Source organism: Thioalkalivibrio sp. ALJ2 (genome assembly GCF_000378325.1).
In the GTDB taxonomy this organism is placed as follows: domain Bacteria; phylum Pseudomonadota; class Gammaproteobacteria; order Ectothiorhodospirales; family Ectothiorhodospiraceae; genus Thioalkalivibrio.
Map to the genome: position 1 here is coordinate 1,062,575 of NZ_KB899554.1, position 16,765 is coordinate 1,079,339.

Below are 16,765 nucleotides of genomic sequence, written 5' to 3' on the forward strand. Positions count from 1 at the left end.
ATTCTCCCGGTCATTTCTCAGAAGCGGAACTGGTGCTGCAGGTGCAGCTCCCAGTCCGAGGTGTCGGTGTCGCGGTCCAGCCACATCAGTTGGGTCTTGTGCCGCTGGCCACGGTGATACCAGTTGAGGCCGGCACCCCATTCACGCTGCCAGCGCTCGTCAGTGCCAAGATCGTCGCCTGCGTCGTGGCGCAATACGGCGTGGCGCGCGGCGAACTCCAGTCCCTCCACCGGCAGCGACTGCGCCAGTTCCAGTTCGGCCCCCAGGTCGTGGTAGCTCGCGGTGCGGTCGGGGGAGACATCGCGGCGGAAGGCCGCCAGCGACAGCGAGGTATGGGCGAACTTGACCACCGCGTCGGCGGTGGCGGTGATCCAGTCGGCGCGTTGGTTGGCCACCGTGTCTTCGATGCCGCGGCTCCAGTCGCGCAGGTGGTTGCGGCTGGCGGCCTGTACGCCGGCGCCCAGGGCGACGGTGCGCTCCACGGCCTGGCCTAACGTGGTGTTGTCACGTGGGACTGCGCCGACCGGGGCCCACGCGCCGCGCGCGCTGAACAGGTGGCCGGATGTGGAGGGGCGATCGTCGCGCTGATCCAGACGTCCGCGACCGTCAAACACGCCGATGGCCCATGCCCGGTTGTCGCCGGCGCCGCCCAGCAGGGCGATACCGGTGTCGCGGCCGGCCGGAACCTCGAACTGGTTGCCGGCGATGCTCAGTTCGGTGAACAGGCGGTTGGGTCCGCCGATATCCCGCGACAGGCCGAAGGGGACCGTAAACTGGCCAGCCCGCAGGCCCAGGTGTTCACCCAGTGCGTACTGCAACCAGATGTCGCGCATGGACAGCTCGCCGCTGCTGAAATCCGGCTGCAGGCGGAAGCTCAGATCGGGGTGGAACAGGGTGCCCGAGGTGTCCAGCCAGGCACGACGGAAGTCGAATTCGCTGCTGGAGCCATCCGGGTCTCGTTCGTAGCTGTAGCGGCCCTGGATCAGCGGATCCAGGGTGACCTGCAGGCCGTCTTCCGCGTCGCCGAATTCGAAGCCGGCTTGTGCCGGCGCGATGCCCGCGGCCGTCATCAGGCACAGGGTGGCCAGGGCCGGGACGGCATGCTGTCCCGGTCGGAGATGGGTATGGTTCATTGTTGGGTTGCTCCCTTGGACGCGCGACCCCGCACGCCGTGGATGAAACGACGCCGGAAGCTGGACAGGGAGCAGGGGAGGCCGGGCGATGCGAGCACGCCGGACTGGCCCGCTCGGCCGCCCACCGCGGCGTCGGGTGTCGTCCAGGCCGGTCTCCGGACTCGCGAAGTGGATGCGCGATGCATCCAGGGCGGATCGCCTTCCCGCGGGCATCCCGGGGATGCGCCGCAGTGGCATTGGATCCGCCCGTCTCCGCCTACCGTTGCGGGGGCAGTGCCGGCCTTGCGAATGTCGATTCGCGCACCGGCTTCCCGATTATCCCCGGCGGCTGAGCGCCGGGGCACCTAGAGTGGGGCGAACCGTAATGGAGGGAAAAGGGGGGGTCAAGTTTGTCCGGGTATCCCGGGAAACGGTGTAGTGGGGGCGAACCCGGCTCCCCTGGAGGCTGATAATTGATGCAGATCATCTCCGGGGCGGATTTTGATCGCGACCAGGTTTCCGCGTCTGTAGGGTGGGTTTTAAGTGGTTTGGACCGAGTCTATTTCGGTTCGCGCCGATATCCGCTTCTCAGATGTCTGTTACTCATCTGTTACTCAAGGGAGACCTGTATGAAAACGCTTTCCGGATTCCGCATGACGGCGCTGGCGGCTTGTGCAGCCGTCGCGTTCGGGGCCGCAGCCCCGGCCGTGGCCGATACCGACTATTCCGAGTACCGCGACGTGTTCGAGCCGCTGCCGGCGCTGCCGCCGATCCCGGCGGACAACTCGATGACCAAGGAGAAGATCGAGCTGGGCAAGATGCTGTTCTTCGAGCCGCGCATCTCCAGCTCCGGCGTGATCTCCTGCGCCACCTGCCACAACCCGGCGCTGGGCTGGGCGGACCGCATCCCGCGCGCGGTGGGCCATGACGGCCAGGTTGGCGAGCGCAATACCCCGACCGTGCTGAATTCCGGCTTCTTCACGGCCCAGTTCTGGGATGGCCGCGAGGACGATCTGGAAGGCCAGGCCCTGGGCCCGATCCAGGACGCGATCGAGATGGCGATGCCGCTGGAGGAGGCGATCGCGCGCCTGGAGGAGTTCAACGAGTACCAGGAGAAGTTCGAGGCCGCCTATCCCGATTATGACGGCGACAACGTGATCAATACCGACCACGTGGCCAAGGCCCTGGCGACGTTCCAGCGCACGCTGAACACCCCGAATTCGCCGCTGGATCGCTGGCTGGTCGGGGACGAGGGTGCGATGAGCGAGCAGCAGATGCGCGGGATGAAGCTGTTCGCCGATAACGGCTGCGTGGCCTGCCACAGCGGACCGGCGTTGACCGACAGCAACTTCCATCGCATCCAGGTGCCGGGCTCGGAAGACAAGGGCCGCTATCTGGTCACGGGCGATGAGGCCGACAAGTTCGCGTTCAAGACCCCGACGCTGCGCAATGTGGCGCTGACCTACCCCTACATGAACAACGGCGAGACCGCGACGCTGGACGAGGCGATCCGCATCATGGGGCAGGAGATGCTGGGCATGGAGTTCAGCGATGACGAGGTCGCGGACATCGAGGCCTTCATGCACGCACTGACCGGCGAGATGCCGCGCTTCGATATCCCCGCGCTGCCGTAACTGGCCGCACCGGGATCGGGTGTTACAAGCCCCCTCCGGAGACGGAGGGGGCTTTTTCGTGGGTGCGTTTATTCGACCGTGATAGTGATCTTTTCGGACACAACCGGTGGGTCGAAGCTAATGTGGCGGTAGTCCATGAACAGCAACTGCAGGGTGTACTCGCCGGGTTCCAGTTCCAGCTCGCCCTCGGTCTGTCCACCACCGAAATGACGCTTGTGGTCGGAGAAGGGCAGCGAGGCATCCAGGTCCACCTCGTCGAGTGGCTTGTTCACCAGCAGGTGGTGGTGGCCGGTGTTGTCCATCTCCACGCCGGCCGGCGCGACACCCATGCCGCGCAGGCCCATCTGGACACGCACTGGACTTTCGAGCGTTTCGCCATCCTGTGGACTGATGAAATAAACCTCGGCCCCGTCCGGTGGCGCAATGCGGTCGGTCGCCATGGCATTCCCGGCCAGCGCCAGGCCGCCGGTCAGTGCCAGTAACGTGGAAAGTCGGGTGAGCGTGGGATTCATGAAGGCTCCTTTGGCCCGCGTTCGGGCATCCGTGTGGTCCCAACTCCAGTATAGACCGCGGTCCCTGCGGCAGCCCCGCGGCGTTCTGCTACCCTAGGCGCCTTCAAATTCCACCTTCCTCAGGAACGAGTGCTTCGCATGACTTTTCGTACCCGTTTTGCCCCCAGTCCGACCGGCTATCTCCATATTGGCGGTGCCCGCACCGCGCTGTTCTCCTGGCTGTATGCGCGTCACCACGGTGGCGAGTTCGTGCTGCGCATCGAAGACACCGATCTGGAGCGCAGCAATGCGGAATCGGTCAACGCGATCCTTGAGGGGATGAACTGGCTGGGGCTGACTTACGATCACGGGCCGTTCTATCAGACGGAGCGTTTTGATCGGTACAAGGAGGTAATCGACCAGCTGATGGCCGCAGGTCACGCCTATCGCTGCTACTGCACGAAGGAAGAGTTGGATGCGATGCGCGAGGAGCAGAAGGCGCGCAAGGAAAAGCCGCGCTACGACGGTCGCTGCCGCGCGCGCACCGAGCCGCGCGAGGGCGTGGAGCCGGTAATCCGTTTTCGCACGCCGGACGAGGGGGTAACCATCGTCGACGACATGGTGCGCGGCAAGGTCGCGTTCCAGAACAGCGAGCTGGACGACTTGATCATCGCCCGCTCCGACGGCTCGCCAACCTACAACCTGACGGTGGTGGTCGACGACATGGATATGGGGATCACCCATGTGGTCCGTGGCGATGACCACTTGAACAACACCCCGCGCCAGATCAACATCCTGAAGGCGCTGGACGTGGAACCGCCGCGCTACGGCCACCTGCCGATGATCATGGGCCCGGACGGTGCCAAGCTGTCCAAGCGCCACGGGGCGGTCTCGGTGATGCAGTACCGCGACGAGGGCTATCTGCCGGAGGCCCTGCTGAATTATCTGGTGCGCCTGGGCTGGGCCCACGGCGACCAGGAGATCTTCTCGGTGGACGAACTGGTGCGCCTGTTCGATATCGAGGACGTCAACCAGTCCGCCTCGGCGATCAACCCGGACAAGCTCCTCTGGCTCAACCAGCACTACATCAAGACCCTGGACCCGGACCATGTGGCGTTGGAGTTCGGCTGGCACCTGGGTCAGTTGGGTATCGATCCGTCCAGCGGCCCGGCGATGCGCGACGTGGTGATCGCTCAGCGCGAGCGGGCGCGTACCCTTCGCGAGATGGCCGAGAACAGCGTGTACTTCTACCGCGAGTTCGAGGACTACGACGAGAAGGCCGCGCGCAAGCAGCTCACCGCCGAAGCACTCCCGGTGCTGCAGACGCTGCATGACGGTTTCAGTGCGCTGGGAGCCTGGGAGAAGGAGCCTCTGCACGAGGTCGTGGTGCACACCGGCGAGCGGCTGGATCTCAAGCTGGGCAAGGTCGCGCAGCCGCTGCGTGTGGCCCTGACCGGCGGCACAGTATCGCCGCCGATCGACGACACCCTGGTGCTGATTGGGCGTGAGCGATCACTGGCTCGGATCGAGCGGGCGCTGAAGAAAATTTCGGCGGAAGCGGGTTGACACTCCAGGGGGTGCTGGCTACAGTACGCGCTCGCCTGACACGGGGCCATAGCTCAGCTGGGAGAGCGCCTGCATGGCATGCAGGAGGTCGGCGGTTCGATCCCGCCTGGCTCCACCAAATTCGGGTGTAAGCGAGTTCACCGATGCATCGTTTTGGGGTTATATCCATCTGGGTGGGTCTGGTGATTGCAGTGGTTGGGCTGTTCGGCGGTTTCGGGCTGATGTTCACCGGGGAGCAAACCTGGTCCAAGCCCCTGATTGCGGCGGTTCCGATCGGATTTCTTCTGGTGTTTACCGGTGTTGTAACCACGATCATTTATCGTGAGACCGCCGGAGGTCACAGAAGCGGCCGGCCCCAGGGCCCGCCAAACTAGCAACAAGACGTTGCCTCTGCGTCCCCATCGTCTAGAGGCCTAGGACACCGCCCTTTCACGGCGGCGACCGGGGTTCGAATCCCCGTGGGGACGCCATTATTCCGAGAAGGCCCGAATCGAAAGGTTCGGGCCTTTTCTTTTGTGCGCGCCGGTACCCGTGCTGGCGCGGGACCGGTTCAGGCGAGCTGCGGGTTTTGCTGCAGCGCCTGCTCGGATGGGTGTCGTCGGGGGATGATGCAGTGGTTGATGCGCAGGAGTTCGCGTTCGCTCCACTGGCGCCAGACGTCATCGCGAGCAAAGCGGGCATAGTCGAGCAGGGTTAATCGTTCGATATTCGGGTTGCCGTGGTCGTGGGCCAGACGTCGTGCCCGCTCCAGCTCCTGCCAGCCCTCGTTGTCGGTGCCGTCGCTGCGTTCCAGTAGCGCATGCGCCCGCAGTCGCCGGATGGCGGGTTCGAAGCCGTGATCCCCTCGTTTCAGGCAGTTGGTCAGTGTATCGGTGGCGATCTGCAGGCGTTCCGAGGGCTTGGCGCCGGTTGCATGCAGGGCGTCGAGCAGGAAGAGCTGAAAGATGGTGCTGACGCCATCCATGATGTGGCGCAATGCATCTGCCTGTTCCCGGAGTGGAGCCACAGCCGAGGGGTCGCCCTGGCGCGCGAGAGCCCAGTGCTGTAGTGCCAGGCCTGAGGCCCGCCAGAGGGGATAGTCATAGTCCTCGGCAATCGCGAGCGCGCGGCGGGCGGAGGTCAGGGCTTCGTCAGGGTCGTCGGCGAAGAAGCCAAGCGCTGCCCGGAAGGCGTAGACAAAGGCCTCGGTGGGGCGGTGTTCCAGCGCTGTGGCCTCGGCGCAGGCCGCATCCATTTCATCCCACGCGCGAGCGTGGTTGCCGAAGAAGAGGAGCGTCCAGGCCATGAAGCCGCGTGAGCTGATCGCAGGGTTTTCGGTGTGGCGCGCGACCAGGTGTGGGTGGTCGTCTTCGCGGTACAGGGCGAGCGCCTGGGTCTGGTGTTCCAGCGCCAGCGGCAGCTGGCCACTCCAGAAGTGCGTGTTGCCTTGTACATAGTGAGCGGCGATCCGTAGCAGGCGGTCGTTCGACTGCTCTGCGACCTGTTCCATGTCGTTGGCCAGGCGGTGGGCTTCATCAAAGCCATGCCAGGATCCGGCACCGTGCCAAAGTCCCCAGAGCACACGGAAGTACTGCACCGCGTCTCGCTGGGGCGCGGTGATGCCCAGCGTACGCTCAAAGATCGCGTGCACTGTGCGCGAGCCGTATCCCAGCAAGGCGAGGTTTGAGGCACCCAGTCCGCCCAGGGCTCGCTGGGTCTGCGCATCGCGTTCTTCCGACGGTTCCCGCTCACCCAGCTCGCGATCGAGGCAGCTGAGCGCGTCTTCGAAGTAGTGCGAGGCCTCCAGCAGCATGCCCCGGGCGAACGCCGCCTCTCCCGCCTCGAGCCAGGCGGGCACCGCCTCCTCCACACGCCCGGCGTGATAGAGATGGCTGGCCACCTGGCCCCAGTCGATACTGCTTGTGCCTCCATCGTCACGCAGGAGATCGGCCAGGCGGCCGTGAAGACGCGTTCGTTCGGCCACCAGCATGGATTCGTAGGTGGCCTGCTGAAACAGCGCGTGACGGAACCGGTAGCGCACACCGTCCAGGACGCCGACCGGCTCGATGAATCCGCGGCCGGTGAGGCGGCTGAGCTGGCGGCGGATCACGTCGGCCGGCTGCTCCAGGAGGTGACTCAGGATGCGCGTATCAAAATCGCGTCCGATTACGGCCGCGGCGTGGGCCAGGTCACGCGCGGTCCCGGTTTGTTCCAGACGTGCCACCAGCAGATTAGCCAGTCCGGGCGGCAAGGTGTCGGGCAGGGTCCCGGTGCGCGCCGCTTCGAGGGTGTAGCGCGTCAGCTCCTCGAGAAAAAGCGGGACGCCCTCGCCGCGCTCGATGAGTTGTTCGCGCAGGTGTGTCGTCAGGCGATGCTGGGTGTCGCAGCGCTCGATGAGTTCATGTGCAGCCTGGTCGGGCAGGGCGTGCAGTCGCAGGTGCTCGAGCGGGATATCGCGCCAGTTGGAGCGAAAACTCATGCGGGCCGTGAGCAGGGTCAGCAACGGGCGGTCATGCAGGCGCTGATACAGGCGTCGGAGGAATTCGGCCGTGCCGGAATCCATCCAGTGCAGGTCGTCGCAGATCAGCAGGATGGGGCCTCGTTGGGCTCGGCGCCGGGCGAGTTCGACGAGGACGTCAATGATGTGATCCCGGTCGAGACCCTGCGCGGCCAGTGCTTCGAGGCCGTTGCTGTCCGGGTGTGTGAGCCAGTGCGCCAGGGCGTCGGCGATGTCCGCATCGAGTGACCGAGCGGTGCCGAGGGCACGTGCCAGTCGGCGCTGGCGGCTGGCATTCATGCTGCCGAGCCCAAGCCAGGTGGCGAACGCTTGACGCACGGGCGTCAACAAGTGCCGCGCGCGGTCCTCGCGGCACTTCAGCAGGAAGCGCGAGCGCGCCTGGCCGCGGATGCGCTCGTCGAGGTGTCGTGCGAGACGGCTCTTGCCCAGGCCGGCTTCACCCTGAATCAGTACATAGTGTGGTTTGTGATGTTCGAGTGTCTGGCGCCAGATCATGTGCAGGCGCTCAAGCTCCTCTGTGCGTCCTGCCAGAGGAGTGAGGCCACCTCGGGCGTGCTGGGCATCGACGCGATCCAGGGGGCCGGGGTCGCCGGTGACGCGCTGGCTTCCTTCGAGTACTCCCGTGCCTGCGTGAGGGCTGAACAGAAAATACCCCGAGACGCGCTGGTGCACGGATGGCGAGACCACGAGCGTCCCCGTGTCGGTCGAACGTGCCAGAGCCTGTGCGCGCTGGCTGAGCAGGCCAGCGGGGTCGGGGGTGTCCGGGTCGACCCCGGTTACGATGAGGTCGGTATCGACGCTTATGCGCAGCTCGCAGTCGCTCGGGGCTGTTTGCAGGACTTGCCAGGCGGCGTGGACGGCATCGACGGTCGCCTGCTCGCGACCTGCAGGATAGCCAAAATAGGCGAGGAGGCCGCTGCCAGGGGCCCGAACCACATGCCCCCGATGGTTCAACAGGACCAGGTCCAGTTGCTCCAGGGTGTGTTGCATGCGTTCATTCTGCAGCTCGACGTCAAGCTCGGCGTCCGCCTGGACCAGGCAGGCCACAACGGTGACCCGGCGGCGCTCGGCACGCAGAGAGGCTGTTTCGGGTGTGGCAGTAGAAGACACCGTTGCCGGTGTCTTTGGTGTTGGGGCCAGGATTTCGTCGCGGGTTCGCACCAGCAGGTGGCCAGGGCCATCGACCGCCTGGCGCTCCAGGCGGCCAAAGTGTTCCAGCGCCCGCTCGCGGTTACCCATGCCGGCCAAGGTCAGCATGACCAGGCGGTGCAGGGCCTCTTCATGGGGCTCCATCGCCAGCAGTCGCTGGAGTTCGGTGAGCAGGGCTTCGGCGTCTGCGGAGTGGCAGAGATCGTCGAGATTTTCCTCGATCAGGAGGAGCAGCTGGGACCAGTAGTGGTCGCGCTGTGTCTGTGCCCAGGCGGCGAGCTCGGGGAGATCCTGGAGTGCGCGCACGGGATCAAGAAAGGGGCCATGGTAGTGGCGGATACTCGCGAGAGTTTGTGCGGCCAGTTCGTTGCAGCTCAGGTGGCTGCGGTCGGCCCGCAGGCGGTGCAGGGCGAGGAAATCGATCTCGGTGCCGGGCTGAAGCTGGAAGTGGACGTAGCGCGGTGTGGCCTCGAGCAGGGCGGCGGGCGGATCCGGCAGTTGCCGCCGCAGTTGAAATAGCCCCTGGCGCAGGTTGACACGTGCGCTGTCGCTGTCCAGCTCGGGCCAGAACAGGTGCGCCAGTTCCTGGCGTGGCACGCGCCGTGGGCATTCGGCCGCCAGGTAGGTCAGCAACAGCCCCAGCTTGGTGCCGGACAGGGCGGGCACATCACGGCCCTCGACCCGCACGCCGACTGTGCCGAAGGTCGTGATCTCCAGATGAGCCAACCATCCCCCCTGTCGCAAACGCCGGGCGCATGCCAACGGGCGTCGTCGCCGCTGTTGCCGGTGCCCGGGTGGTTATTGCGTGTCTTGCCCGCGCTGTCTGGCCGCGAGACGAAATCACCCGGATTGTACCGGGATTTGAGGTGCTGGGTCAGTCGATCCGGATAGTGGTGTATCCCTGCTGCTCGTAGCCCATGATGGACAGGAAGGTGTTGCCCACCAGATTGACGCCCGGGATCAGGTCGTCCTGGCCGAGATCGAAGCGACGGGTGGCGATGTAGCAGGCCTCCATGTGGACACCATCCAGCTCCTGGATGTCGGCCAGGCGGTCATGGATGTGGCGTACCGCCGATACGTCCTCGATCTCCAGGTGGTCGGTGTCGCGTGCAATCAGCGCGGCGGCACCACCGCGAAACGCGAACACCATGTTCGGTTCCAGACCCTGGCGCACCATGTCCTCGTGGGTCTCCTCGATAACGCTCAGCCGGGCAATCAGGCGTTCGGGATCGCCAATGGTGATGTCCCAGAGGATCTGGCCGTGTTCGATGCCTGCGAGTGCACGCTCGTCGGAGGGCTTTTCCGCCGCCACCGGACCCGTGAGCAGGAAGGCCAGCAGGACAGTTCCGATCATGCCGATCAGCCGGTATTTCATGGCGAGCTCCTTGCCGACCCAGAGCCGGTTTCTGCGGTGACTATGCCTCGAGTTTAGGGCATGGGGACCCGTGTGCACACGAGTTCCCATGCCCAGCCTGCTTCGGGGGGGCGGTTGGATGGCCCCCGCGCGGGCGATTTAGTGCCCGTGGTAGCCCTTGTGCAGGTACTCGACACCCTCGAGGTTTTGCACCTGGATCTCGCGCACCGGGATGAAGCGTGCAGTGCCGGGCCCGACGATCTCCTCGGTCACTCGGATGCGGTACGGGGCTTTCGAATTCAGGACCTGCCCGACGTATTGCTTGCCCTCGTGGGTCACGCGTACCGGGGTCGTCTTGTCGTGGCGGCTGAAGTTGTAGCTAACGCCTTTGGGGTAGTTCAGGTTGCGTTCGGAAAAGGTCATGTCTGGGCCTTGCTGGATGACTTGGTTTGACTGGTTGATGTGTTCTTGATGGCCTCGAAGGCCTCCAATGCGGCCTGGCGGCTGGCTTTCAGGTCGACGATCGGGTCGGGATAGCCCAGGGTGCCGCCGGCGCCCGGGGCGTGAATATACCGTGTTTCGGTCTTCTTGAGCACCGGCAAAAAGCGTCGCACGAATCGGCCGTCCGGGTCGTATTGTTCCCCCTGGCGTTGTGGGTTGAAGATCCGGAAATACGGTGCGGCATCGGCGCCGCAGCCACCGGCCCACTGCCAGCCCAGAGTGTTGGAGGCAAGATCGGCGTCGACCAGGGTGTCCCAGAACCAGCGGGCGCCGTGCACCCAGTGCAGGCGCAGGTTCTTGGTCAGGAAGGATCCTACGACCATGCGCAGGCGGTTGTGCATCCAGCCGGTTTCCCACAGCTGGCGCATCGCCGCGTCCACGATCGGGATTCCGGTGCGGCCCTGTTGCCAGGCGGCGAGGTCGGCCTCCGATTCGCGCCACGGGAAATCCTCGAAGCGCGGGTTCAGGGGCTGTTCCGGCGTGTGCGGGAAGTGATAGAGCACATGGTGCGCAAAGTCGCGCCAGCCGAGTTCGCGCACGAAAGACTCGGGCCCCTTGTGCTCCAGGCTGATGTCGGCATCGCGCAGGGCGCGCAACACTTGCCGCGGCGAAACCTCGCCAAAATGCAGATGCGGTGACAGCCCGGAGGTGCCGTCCTGGTCGGGGCGGTCGCGGCTGTCGGCATAGCCTGTGATCGACTGCCCGAGGAACCGCTCCAGGCGTGCCTGGGCGCCGCGTTCGCCGGGTGCCCAGGTGGCGCGCAGGCCGGCGGCCCAGTCGATTCGGGGCAGCAGTGCCAAGTCGTCGAGCGTCAGGGAGGCCGGTGGTTTTTCGGGCCCCGGCAGGCGAGAAGGGGCGGGGAGCGGGTCCTGTTCAATCCCGCGCTGCAGGCAGGCGCGCCAGAACGGGGTGAAGACCCTGTACGGGCCGCCCTGGCCGGTCTCGACGTCCCAGGGCTCGATCAGCAAGGCCGCGTTGAAGCTGCGAACCTCCAGGCCGTCGGCACGCAGCCCGGCCTTGATCCCCTGATCGCGCAGGACGCGGGCCGGTTCGTATACGCGGTTCCAGTACACGGCCTCGGCGCCCGTCTCGACGACCAGCTCGCGCAGGGTGTCGAGGCTCGGGCCGGCGCGAACGACCAGAGGGCTGCCGGCCTTGTTCAGCGCCTCGTTGAGCGACTGCAGGCTGTGGTGCAGCCACCAGTTGGAGGCGGCCCCGGGGGCCCACTGCAGGTCCTCGTCCGGGGCATGAATGAAGACCGGGATCACGGGCCCGCCACGTTCGGCGGCGGCTTGCAGTGCGGGCTGGTCGGCCAGGCGCAGGTCCTGGCGCAGCCAGACGAGGGTGGGTCCGGGCATCAGAGTCGCTCCCCCTGCTGCAGCCGTTCGCGGATCGCGGCGGCCTGTGTGCGAATGGCCTGAAGGCGTTCGGTGTCCATCTTCTCGATGTGCTTCCACTGCAGCGCGGTGCGCGGATGATTCGCGAAGCGTTCGCGGTGGCGATCGAGGAAGTCCCAGTAGAGGGTTGTGAACGGGCAGGCGTCGTCGCCGAGCGCCTCGGTCGGGCGGTAGCGACACTGTGTGCAGTAGTTGCTCATGCGCTGGATGTAGCGCCCGGTGGCGACATAGGGCTTGGAGGCCATGCGGCCGTCATCGGCGTATTGCGACATGCCGATTACGTTCGGCATCTCCACCCATTCCACCGCATCGACGTAGATGCCCAGATACCACCCGTGAATGGCGGTCGGTTGTACCCCCAGCAGCTGCGCGAACAGGCCGGTGACCATCAGGCGCTGGATATGGTGGGCATAGCCAAGACGCAGGGTCTGTCCGACGGCTTCGCGCAGGCAGCGCATCTCGGTGTCGGCATCCCAGTACAGCGCCGGCAGGGGTTCCCCGGCTTCGAGCGCGTTCCAATCGTGCCAGCGCTCGCCGAAATGGAAATACAGGCCGCGCACGTATTCGCGCCAGCCCAGGATCTGGCGGACAAAGCCTTCCACTGCGGCCAGCGGGGCATGGCCACGGCGCCAGGCGTCCTCCGCTGCAGCGATCACCTCGCGCGGGCTGAGCAGGTGCAGATTCAGGGCGGCGGACAGGCGGGCGTGGTACAGCCAGGGCTCGCTGCTCCACATCGCGTCCTGGTACTGACCGAAGTGTGGCAGCCGGTGGGCGATGAAATCGTCCAGCGCCTCGCGCGCATGCGCGGGTGTGACTGGCCAGTCGAAGTCCTCGCAGCGGCCGGGGAGGTCGGGCAACTGCTCGGCGACGATCTGGATGACCTCGCGCGTGACGGCGTCGGGCGGGAAGCGTCTCGGTGCGGGCAGTAGGCCGGGACCTTCGCGGCCGAAATGCCCCCGGTTCTCGGCGTCGAAGTTCCACTGGCCGCCGGCGGGCTCGCCGTCATCCATCAGCACATCAAGACGGCGGCGCTGGTCGCGGTAGAAATACTCCATGCGCAGTTGCTTGCGGGTCCCGGCCCACTCGGAAAATGCCTCGAGCGATACCAGGAACAGCGGGTCGGGCAGGATGGTGAGCGTGACCCCGGCTCTGCGGCAGGCCGTCTCCAGCTCGCGCTGTACGCGAACTTCGCCGGGTTGCAGGACCTGAACTTCGCGCGGACGCAGGCGGCGCAGATCGGCCTCCAGGGCGGACTCGAGCGTGTGATGCCCGTGGTCGCCCAGGGCATGGTAGTGCAGCGCCCATCCGTCCTCGCGCTGGCGCCGGGCGAAGTGGCGCATCGCCGAGAGAAACATTACGGTACGGGCGGCGTGCGACGGGACATGCAGCGATTCGCCCGGCACCTCGGCCATCCAAAGGGCGTCGCGGGAGGGGTGCAGGGTTTCCTGCACGGGGTGCGGCTGGGCGAGCTGGTCGCCGAGTACCACCAGCAATTTCGTCGGGTGGTCGTTCGCGCTCGGAGGTTGGCCGGAGTCCACGAGCCGTGGTGGACCGGCTCAGTGAGGCAGTTGTCGGCTGAGGAGTTCGGCCGCTTCGAGCGGCGCGCCGGGCAACACTTCGATTTCGCGCTGGTGATTCACCTGGGAGAGTTCGAGCGCCGCGGAACCCGCCAGATAGCAGCGAGGCCCGGGGCGATTCAGGATAGCCTCGATGCGCGGCAGTTCGGGGGAGCGCATCAGCTGCGAGGAGCCGTGGATTATCACGGCAGGCGCGGACTGGCGTTTCACCAGCGCCTCAAGGGCCTCGGGGCTGGTCGCGTCAAACAGGGGCAGTGTTTTGAGGCCTCGCCGGGCGCAGGCCAGTTGCAGGAGCATGCCGCCAACCTGCTGGTGCCCGCCGCCCAGGACCAGGCAAGGAATGGCGGGACCTTCGCAGGCCCGGATCGCTGCGCGCAGCTGATCGGCAAAGGCCGCGGTGGCCCAGGCCGCGAAAACCGCCAGGCGAACCTCGCCTTCGGGCGAGTGCCGCGATTCTTCCCGCAGGCGCCGATAGACCTCGAGAAAGGCGCTTTCATGCACGCCGTTCCAGCCGTGGCGCATAACCAGGCGCGCGTAGGTCCTCTCCAGCTGAGCCGTGTCCAGTTCCGCGGCAGAGGAATAGAGCGCCTCGGCCAGTGGGTCGAGCGTGTGAGGGGCGATACCGGGTTTGCTGGTGCCCGTGCGATTGCGGCTGGCGGATGCTTCGGATTGGGTATGCGACGAGGGGGGCGGTTCCACCGTTGCGCTTTCGCTGGCCAGGACACGATGGACCTGGGAGACCGGAATCCCCTGATCGAGCAGCTCCAGGATGCGCTTGATGCGGGCAATGTCGTCTGCGCTGTATAGCCGATGACCCTTGGGGGTGCGCATCGGGCGAATCAGCCCGTAGCGACGCTCCCAGGCGCGCAGAGTGACGTCATTGATCCCGGTCTCCGCGCACACGTGGCGGATGGGATAAAGACCTTCCTGTTCGGATGTGCCCAATTGTGTCGCGCTGGCCATAGGTTAATTGTACAGCATCTGTACGGATCATGTACTGCGTATTCGGGCCGAGCATCGGCCGTACTGATGGTTGCCGTCAACCCCGGCCTCGACCGCTCCCCCCGCGATTGGCCACCAGGCCTTCATGGGGGGTTCTGTTGGAATGAACCCGAACGGGGTTTAGTCCCCTAATAGGGCAAAGGATCCCATACGGAGGCGAACAATGCCGCAGGACGGACACAGAGCGCGACATCCGGTCATTCGGGGAGGTTCTATGCTGGCCGTGATTACAGCCCTGTCCTGGGCTGTGGCCATGCCGGTGCAGGCCAATCCCGAAATGGCAGAAAGTATTTCCCCGTACCTCAGATTGCATGTCGACGACCCGGTAAAGTGGCGTGCCTGGGATCCTGCGCTGCTGGAGAAAGCCCGCGAGGAACAGCGCCCGTTATTGATCTCGAGTGGGTATTACTCCTGCTATTACTGCCACGTCATGCAGGAGGAGAGCTTCCAGGACGAAGGCATCGCCGAGCGCCTGAACGAGCATTTCATCCCGGTCAAGGTCGATCGCGAGGTGAACGGTGCGCTCGATACCTATCTGCTCGAGTTTCAGCGCGCCACCGCCGGGGCGACTGGCTGGCCCCTGAACGTGGTGGTCACGCCCGAGGGGTACGCGCTGACCGGTGTGGTGTATGCCCCGCGTGATCAGTTCGCGGAGTTCCTGGATGGCATTGCCGACCGCCTCGAGGCCGACTATGACCGGCTTCTGGATCTCGCCCGACGCGGCAGTGACGAGCTCTCCGAGCAGCTGCGCAAGGGCGAAGAGCCCATGTCCGACAGCCGGGCGGCGCGTCTGCCGCAGGTCCTCTGGAACGCGATGGAACGCGAGGCCGATGACCTCCAGGGTGGGTTCGGGAGTTCAACCAAGTTTCCGCACTCGCCGTGGCTGCGCGCGATGCTCGAAGCCGAGCAGGCCGGCAAGGCGCCGAACTGGGTCCCGGAGTTTCTCGAGATCACCCTGGACGAGATGGGCGGGTCCGGATTGCGTGACGTACTGGGTGGCGGGTTCTTTCGTTATTCCGAGTCGCCGGACTGGGACGAGCCACATTTCGAGGTGATGCTGGAGGACCAGGCCCAGCTGGCCTGGCTTTACCTCAAGGCGGGTACGCATTTCGATCGTGACGACTGGATCGATATCGGCCTGGAGAATCTCGATTTCGTGAAGCGCGACATGGCCCTGCGCGAGGATGACCTGGGCGAACAGGCCGACGTCGGTCCCGATGGCTTTCGTGGGTTCGCCGCCAGTCTTTCGGCTATCGACGAGCAGGGGCGCGAGGGCGGCGCATACCTGTGGCCGGAGGAGGATCTCGACGCGGCGCTGGCGGATCACGAGAACCCGGAACTGGTGCGGGCCTATTTCGGGATGGAAGGCGCCTCGGTGTTCGACCTCGGATACCTGCCGCGTGGAGGCGATTCCATCACGCAACTGGCCGAGCGCTTCGAGCTCGACGAGGAGGTGGTGCAGGAGCAGGTGGACAGAGGCCGCGAGGCCCTGATCCAGGCTCGCGAGGAGCGCGGTCTGCCGCGCGACGAAAAGGTCCTGACCGGGGCGCACGGGCTCCTGCTGTCTGCGCTGGCGCTGGCGGCGGATCACGACGAGCGCTTCGAGGAGGCCGGAGAGGCCGTGCGCTCGTGGTTGCTGGAGGTGGCCGAGTCGCCTGATGAGTTGCCGACGCTGATGGGCCTCCCGAGCGAGGATGCCGGTGAGGCGACGCTGAACGATTACGCCTATGTTGCCCAGGGGCTGCGTGACTGGGATTCGACGCGCGACAGTGGTGATCGCGACAACGCAATCGCCTTGCTGGAGACGGCCTGGGAGCGTTTCCGCGACGACGACGGCTTTCGGTCCGAGCCGGAACCCCCGTTGCCCGGGATGATCTCGCAACGCTTCCATCCAGCGGTTCACCGGCCGTCGCCGACCACTCTGATCCTGCGGATGACCGAAGAGTGGCTGGAGGAGAGCGAGACGCTCAAGACGGCCTTCGAGGAGTACGACCTGCGCCCGGGGCGCGGAGTCGAGGGGCAGCCGAAGCATCATGCGCGGCTGATCCTCTGGTTCGAGGAACGCGACTGATCGCCAGCGCCCGGCGTGTGGCGCACCTGTCCGGGGCCGTTGAGGCTGGGCCTGGTTCGTCTTTCAGTGTTTACGGTGGCTTCGGTCCGCATACTGCCGAGCGCTCACTCGCGAGCGCGCCGCGAGGTACTTCTTTGCTCGTGCAAAGAAGTACCCAAGAAACACGCCCGACTGCCGCGACCCCGGCCCGCTGTGCGGGCCGGGGTTTCCCTCGCTCCGAGGGTTTTCGCGGGCGGCGCTGAAACTCGCTGCGCCTTCGGCTCCGCTCAGACAGTCAGCGCCTCTCTTCCCGCGAAAACCCTCTCCACTCGGCGCGACGACAACGGGGGTGAAGGTCAAGGCAACAGCTGTCCCGGCGATTGTGCTTATGGATGGAGGCTAGGTCTTCGGACATCTTGGGCACGCGCGGCCTTC

General features: G+C 65.7%; 12 protein-coding genes, 2 tRNA genes and 1 riboswitch. Of the genes, 6 read left to right on the forward strand and 8 right to left on the reverse strand.

Translation table 11 applies throughout. The features are described 5' to 3' along the window. Positions 1 to 17: 17 nt before the first annotated feature. Positions 18 to 1,133, reverse strand: a complete 1,116-nt coding sequence (locus F468_RS0105020) for a porin (RefSeq protein WP_012982223.1) — start codon at positions 1,131 to 1,133, stop codon at positions 18 to 20. Positions 1,134 to 1,261: 128 nt separating this feature from the next. Further along, positions 1,262 to 1,496, reverse strand: a riboswitch (cobalamin riboswitch). A 269-nt stretch (positions 1,497 to 1,765) separates the two neighbouring features. On the opposite strand from F468_RS0105020, the gene F468_RS0105025 reads away from it, so the two are divergent. Next, a complete protein-coding gene (locus F468_RS0105025) occupies positions 1,766 to 2,746 on the forward strand; it encodes a cytochrome-c peroxidase (protein ID WP_018138730.1) in 981 nt (326 codons plus the stop codon). Positions 2,747 to 2,814: 68 nt separating this feature from the next. Here F468_RS0105025 and F468_RS0105030 read toward each other — a convergent pair whose 3' ends face one another. Continuing rightward, positions 2,815 to 3,258 (reverse strand): DUF4399 domain-containing protein, encoded by a 444-nt coding sequence (locus tag F468_RS0105030; RefSeq protein WP_018138731.1) that lies wholly within the window; start codon positions 3,256 to 3,258, stop codon positions 2,815 to 2,817. Between the two features lie 138 nt (positions 3,259 to 3,396). Between F468_RS0105030 and gltX the strand changes: the two genes are divergently transcribed. The 4 genes from gltX to F468_RS0105050 all read left to right on the forward strand — a co-directional run bounded on the left by gltX (position 3,397) and on the right by F468_RS0105050 (position 5,273). After that, complete coding sequence (gene gltX / locus F468_RS0105035; protein WP_018138732.1) at positions 3,397 to 4,803, forward strand: glutamate--tRNA ligase; 1,407 nt, start codon at positions 3,397 to 3,399, stop codon at positions 4,801 to 4,803. Positions 4,804 to 4,845: 42 nt separating this feature from the next. After that, positions 4,846 to 4,921: transfer RNA gene (locus F468_RS0105040), tRNA-Ala, on the forward strand. 25 nt (positions 4,922 to 4,946) lie between these two features. Further along, positions 4,947 to 5,177, forward strand: a complete 231-nt coding sequence (locus tag F468_RS0105045; protein WP_012982227.1) for a hypothetical protein — start codon at positions 4,947 to 4,949, stop codon at positions 5,175 to 5,177. Between the two features lie 20 nt (positions 5,178 to 5,197). Next, positions 5,198 to 5,273, forward strand: a tRNA-Glu gene (locus F468_RS0105050). 80 nt (positions 5,274 to 5,353) lie between these two features. On the opposite strand, the gene F468_RS0105055 is transcribed toward F468_RS0105050, so the two are convergent. From F468_RS0105055 to F468_RS0105080, 6 genes are all read right to left on the reverse strand, one after another. Continuing rightward, the gene (locus F468_RS0105055; RefSeq protein ID WP_018994708.1) at positions 5,354 to 9,175 is read right to left on the reverse strand and encodes an AAA family ATPase; all 3,822 of its coding nucleotides are present in this window, start codon (positions 9,173 to 9,175) and stop codon (positions 5,354 to 5,356) included. A 148-nt stretch (positions 9,176 to 9,323) separates the two neighbouring features. Further along, on the reverse strand, positions 9,324 to 9,824 hold the full coding sequence (locus F468_RS0105060; protein WP_018138734.1) for a hypothetical protein: 501 nt from the start codon (positions 9,822 to 9,824) through the stop codon (positions 9,324 to 9,326). Between the two features lie 138 nt (positions 9,825 to 9,962). After that, positions 9,963 to 10,226 carry a hypothetical protein gene (locus F468_RS0105065; protein ID WP_018138735.1) on the reverse strand — a complete coding sequence of 88 codons (264 nt, stop codon included), beginning with the start codon at positions 10,224 to 10,226 and terminating at the stop codon, positions 9,963 to 9,965. Beyond that, positions 10,223 to 11,662 carry a deoxyribodipyrimidine photo-lyase gene (locus tag F468_RS0105070; RefSeq protein WP_018994709.1) on the reverse strand — a complete coding sequence of 480 codons (1,440 nt, stop codon included), beginning with the start codon at positions 11,660 to 11,662 and terminating at the stop codon, positions 10,223 to 10,225. The genes F468_RS0105065 and F468_RS0105070 overlap by 4 nt, the downstream gene beginning before the upstream one ends. Then, positions 11,662 to 13,194, reverse strand: a complete 1,533-nt coding sequence (locus F468_RS0105075) for a cryptochrome/photolyase family protein (protein WP_018138737.1) — start codon at positions 13,192 to 13,194, stop codon at positions 11,662 to 11,664. The genes F468_RS0105070 and F468_RS0105075 overlap by 1 nt, the downstream gene beginning before the upstream one ends. A gap of 63 nt (positions 13,195 to 13,257) precedes the next feature. Then, the gene (locus F468_RS0105080) at positions 13,258 to 14,241 is read right to left on the reverse strand and encodes a MerR family transcriptional regulator (protein WP_038038618.1); all 984 of its coding nucleotides are present in this window, start codon (positions 14,239 to 14,241) and stop codon (positions 13,258 to 13,260) included. 253 nt (positions 14,242 to 14,494) lie between these two features. Between F468_RS0105080 and F468_RS0105085 the strand changes: the two genes are divergently transcribed. Further along, positions 14,495 to 16,351, forward strand: coding sequence for a thioredoxin domain-containing protein (locus F468_RS0105085; protein WP_018994710.1), 1,857 nt, complete (start codon positions 14,495 to 14,497; stop codon positions 16,349 to 16,351). Positions 16,352 to 16,765: the final 414 nt, after the last annotated feature.

Coding starts and splice junctions, on each gene's coding strand:
- F468_RS0105070 (WP_018994709.1), bottom strand. CDS start 11,662: ATGCCCGGACCCACCCTCGTCTGGCTGCGCCAGGACCTGCGCCTGGCC.
- F468_RS0105025 (WP_018138730.1), top strand. CDS start 1,766: ATGACGGCGCTGGCGGCTTGTGCAGCCGTCGCGTTCGGGGCCGCAGCC.
- gltX (WP_018138732.1), top strand. CDS start 3,397: ATGACTTTTCGTACCCGTTTTGCCCCCAGTCCGACCGGCTATCTCCAT.
- F468_RS0105080 (WP_038038618.1), bottom strand. CDS start 14,241: ATGGCCAGCGCGACACAATTGGGCACATCCGAACAGGAAGGTCTTTAT.
- F468_RS0105020 (WP_012982223.1), bottom strand. CDS start 1,133: ATGAACCATACCCATCTCCGACCGGGACAGCATGCCGTCCCGGCCCTG.
- F468_RS0105085 (WP_018994710.1), top strand. CDS start 14,495: ATGCTGGCCGTGATTACAGCCCTGTCCTGGGCTGTGGCCATGCCGGTG.
- F468_RS0105060 (WP_018138734.1), bottom strand. CDS start 9,824: ATGAAATACCGGCTGATCGGCATGATCGGAACTGTCCTGCTGGCCTTC.
- F468_RS0105030 (WP_018138731.1), bottom strand. CDS start 3,258: ATGAATCCCACGCTCACCCGACTTTCCACGTTACTGGCACTGACCGGC.
- F468_RS0105065 (WP_018138735.1), bottom strand. CDS start 10,226: ATGACCTTTTCCGAACGCAACCTGAACTACCCCAAAGGCGTTAGCTAC.
- F468_RS0105045 (WP_012982227.1), top strand. CDS start 4,947: ATGCATCGTTTTGGGGTTATATCCATCTGGGTGGGTCTGGTGATTGCA.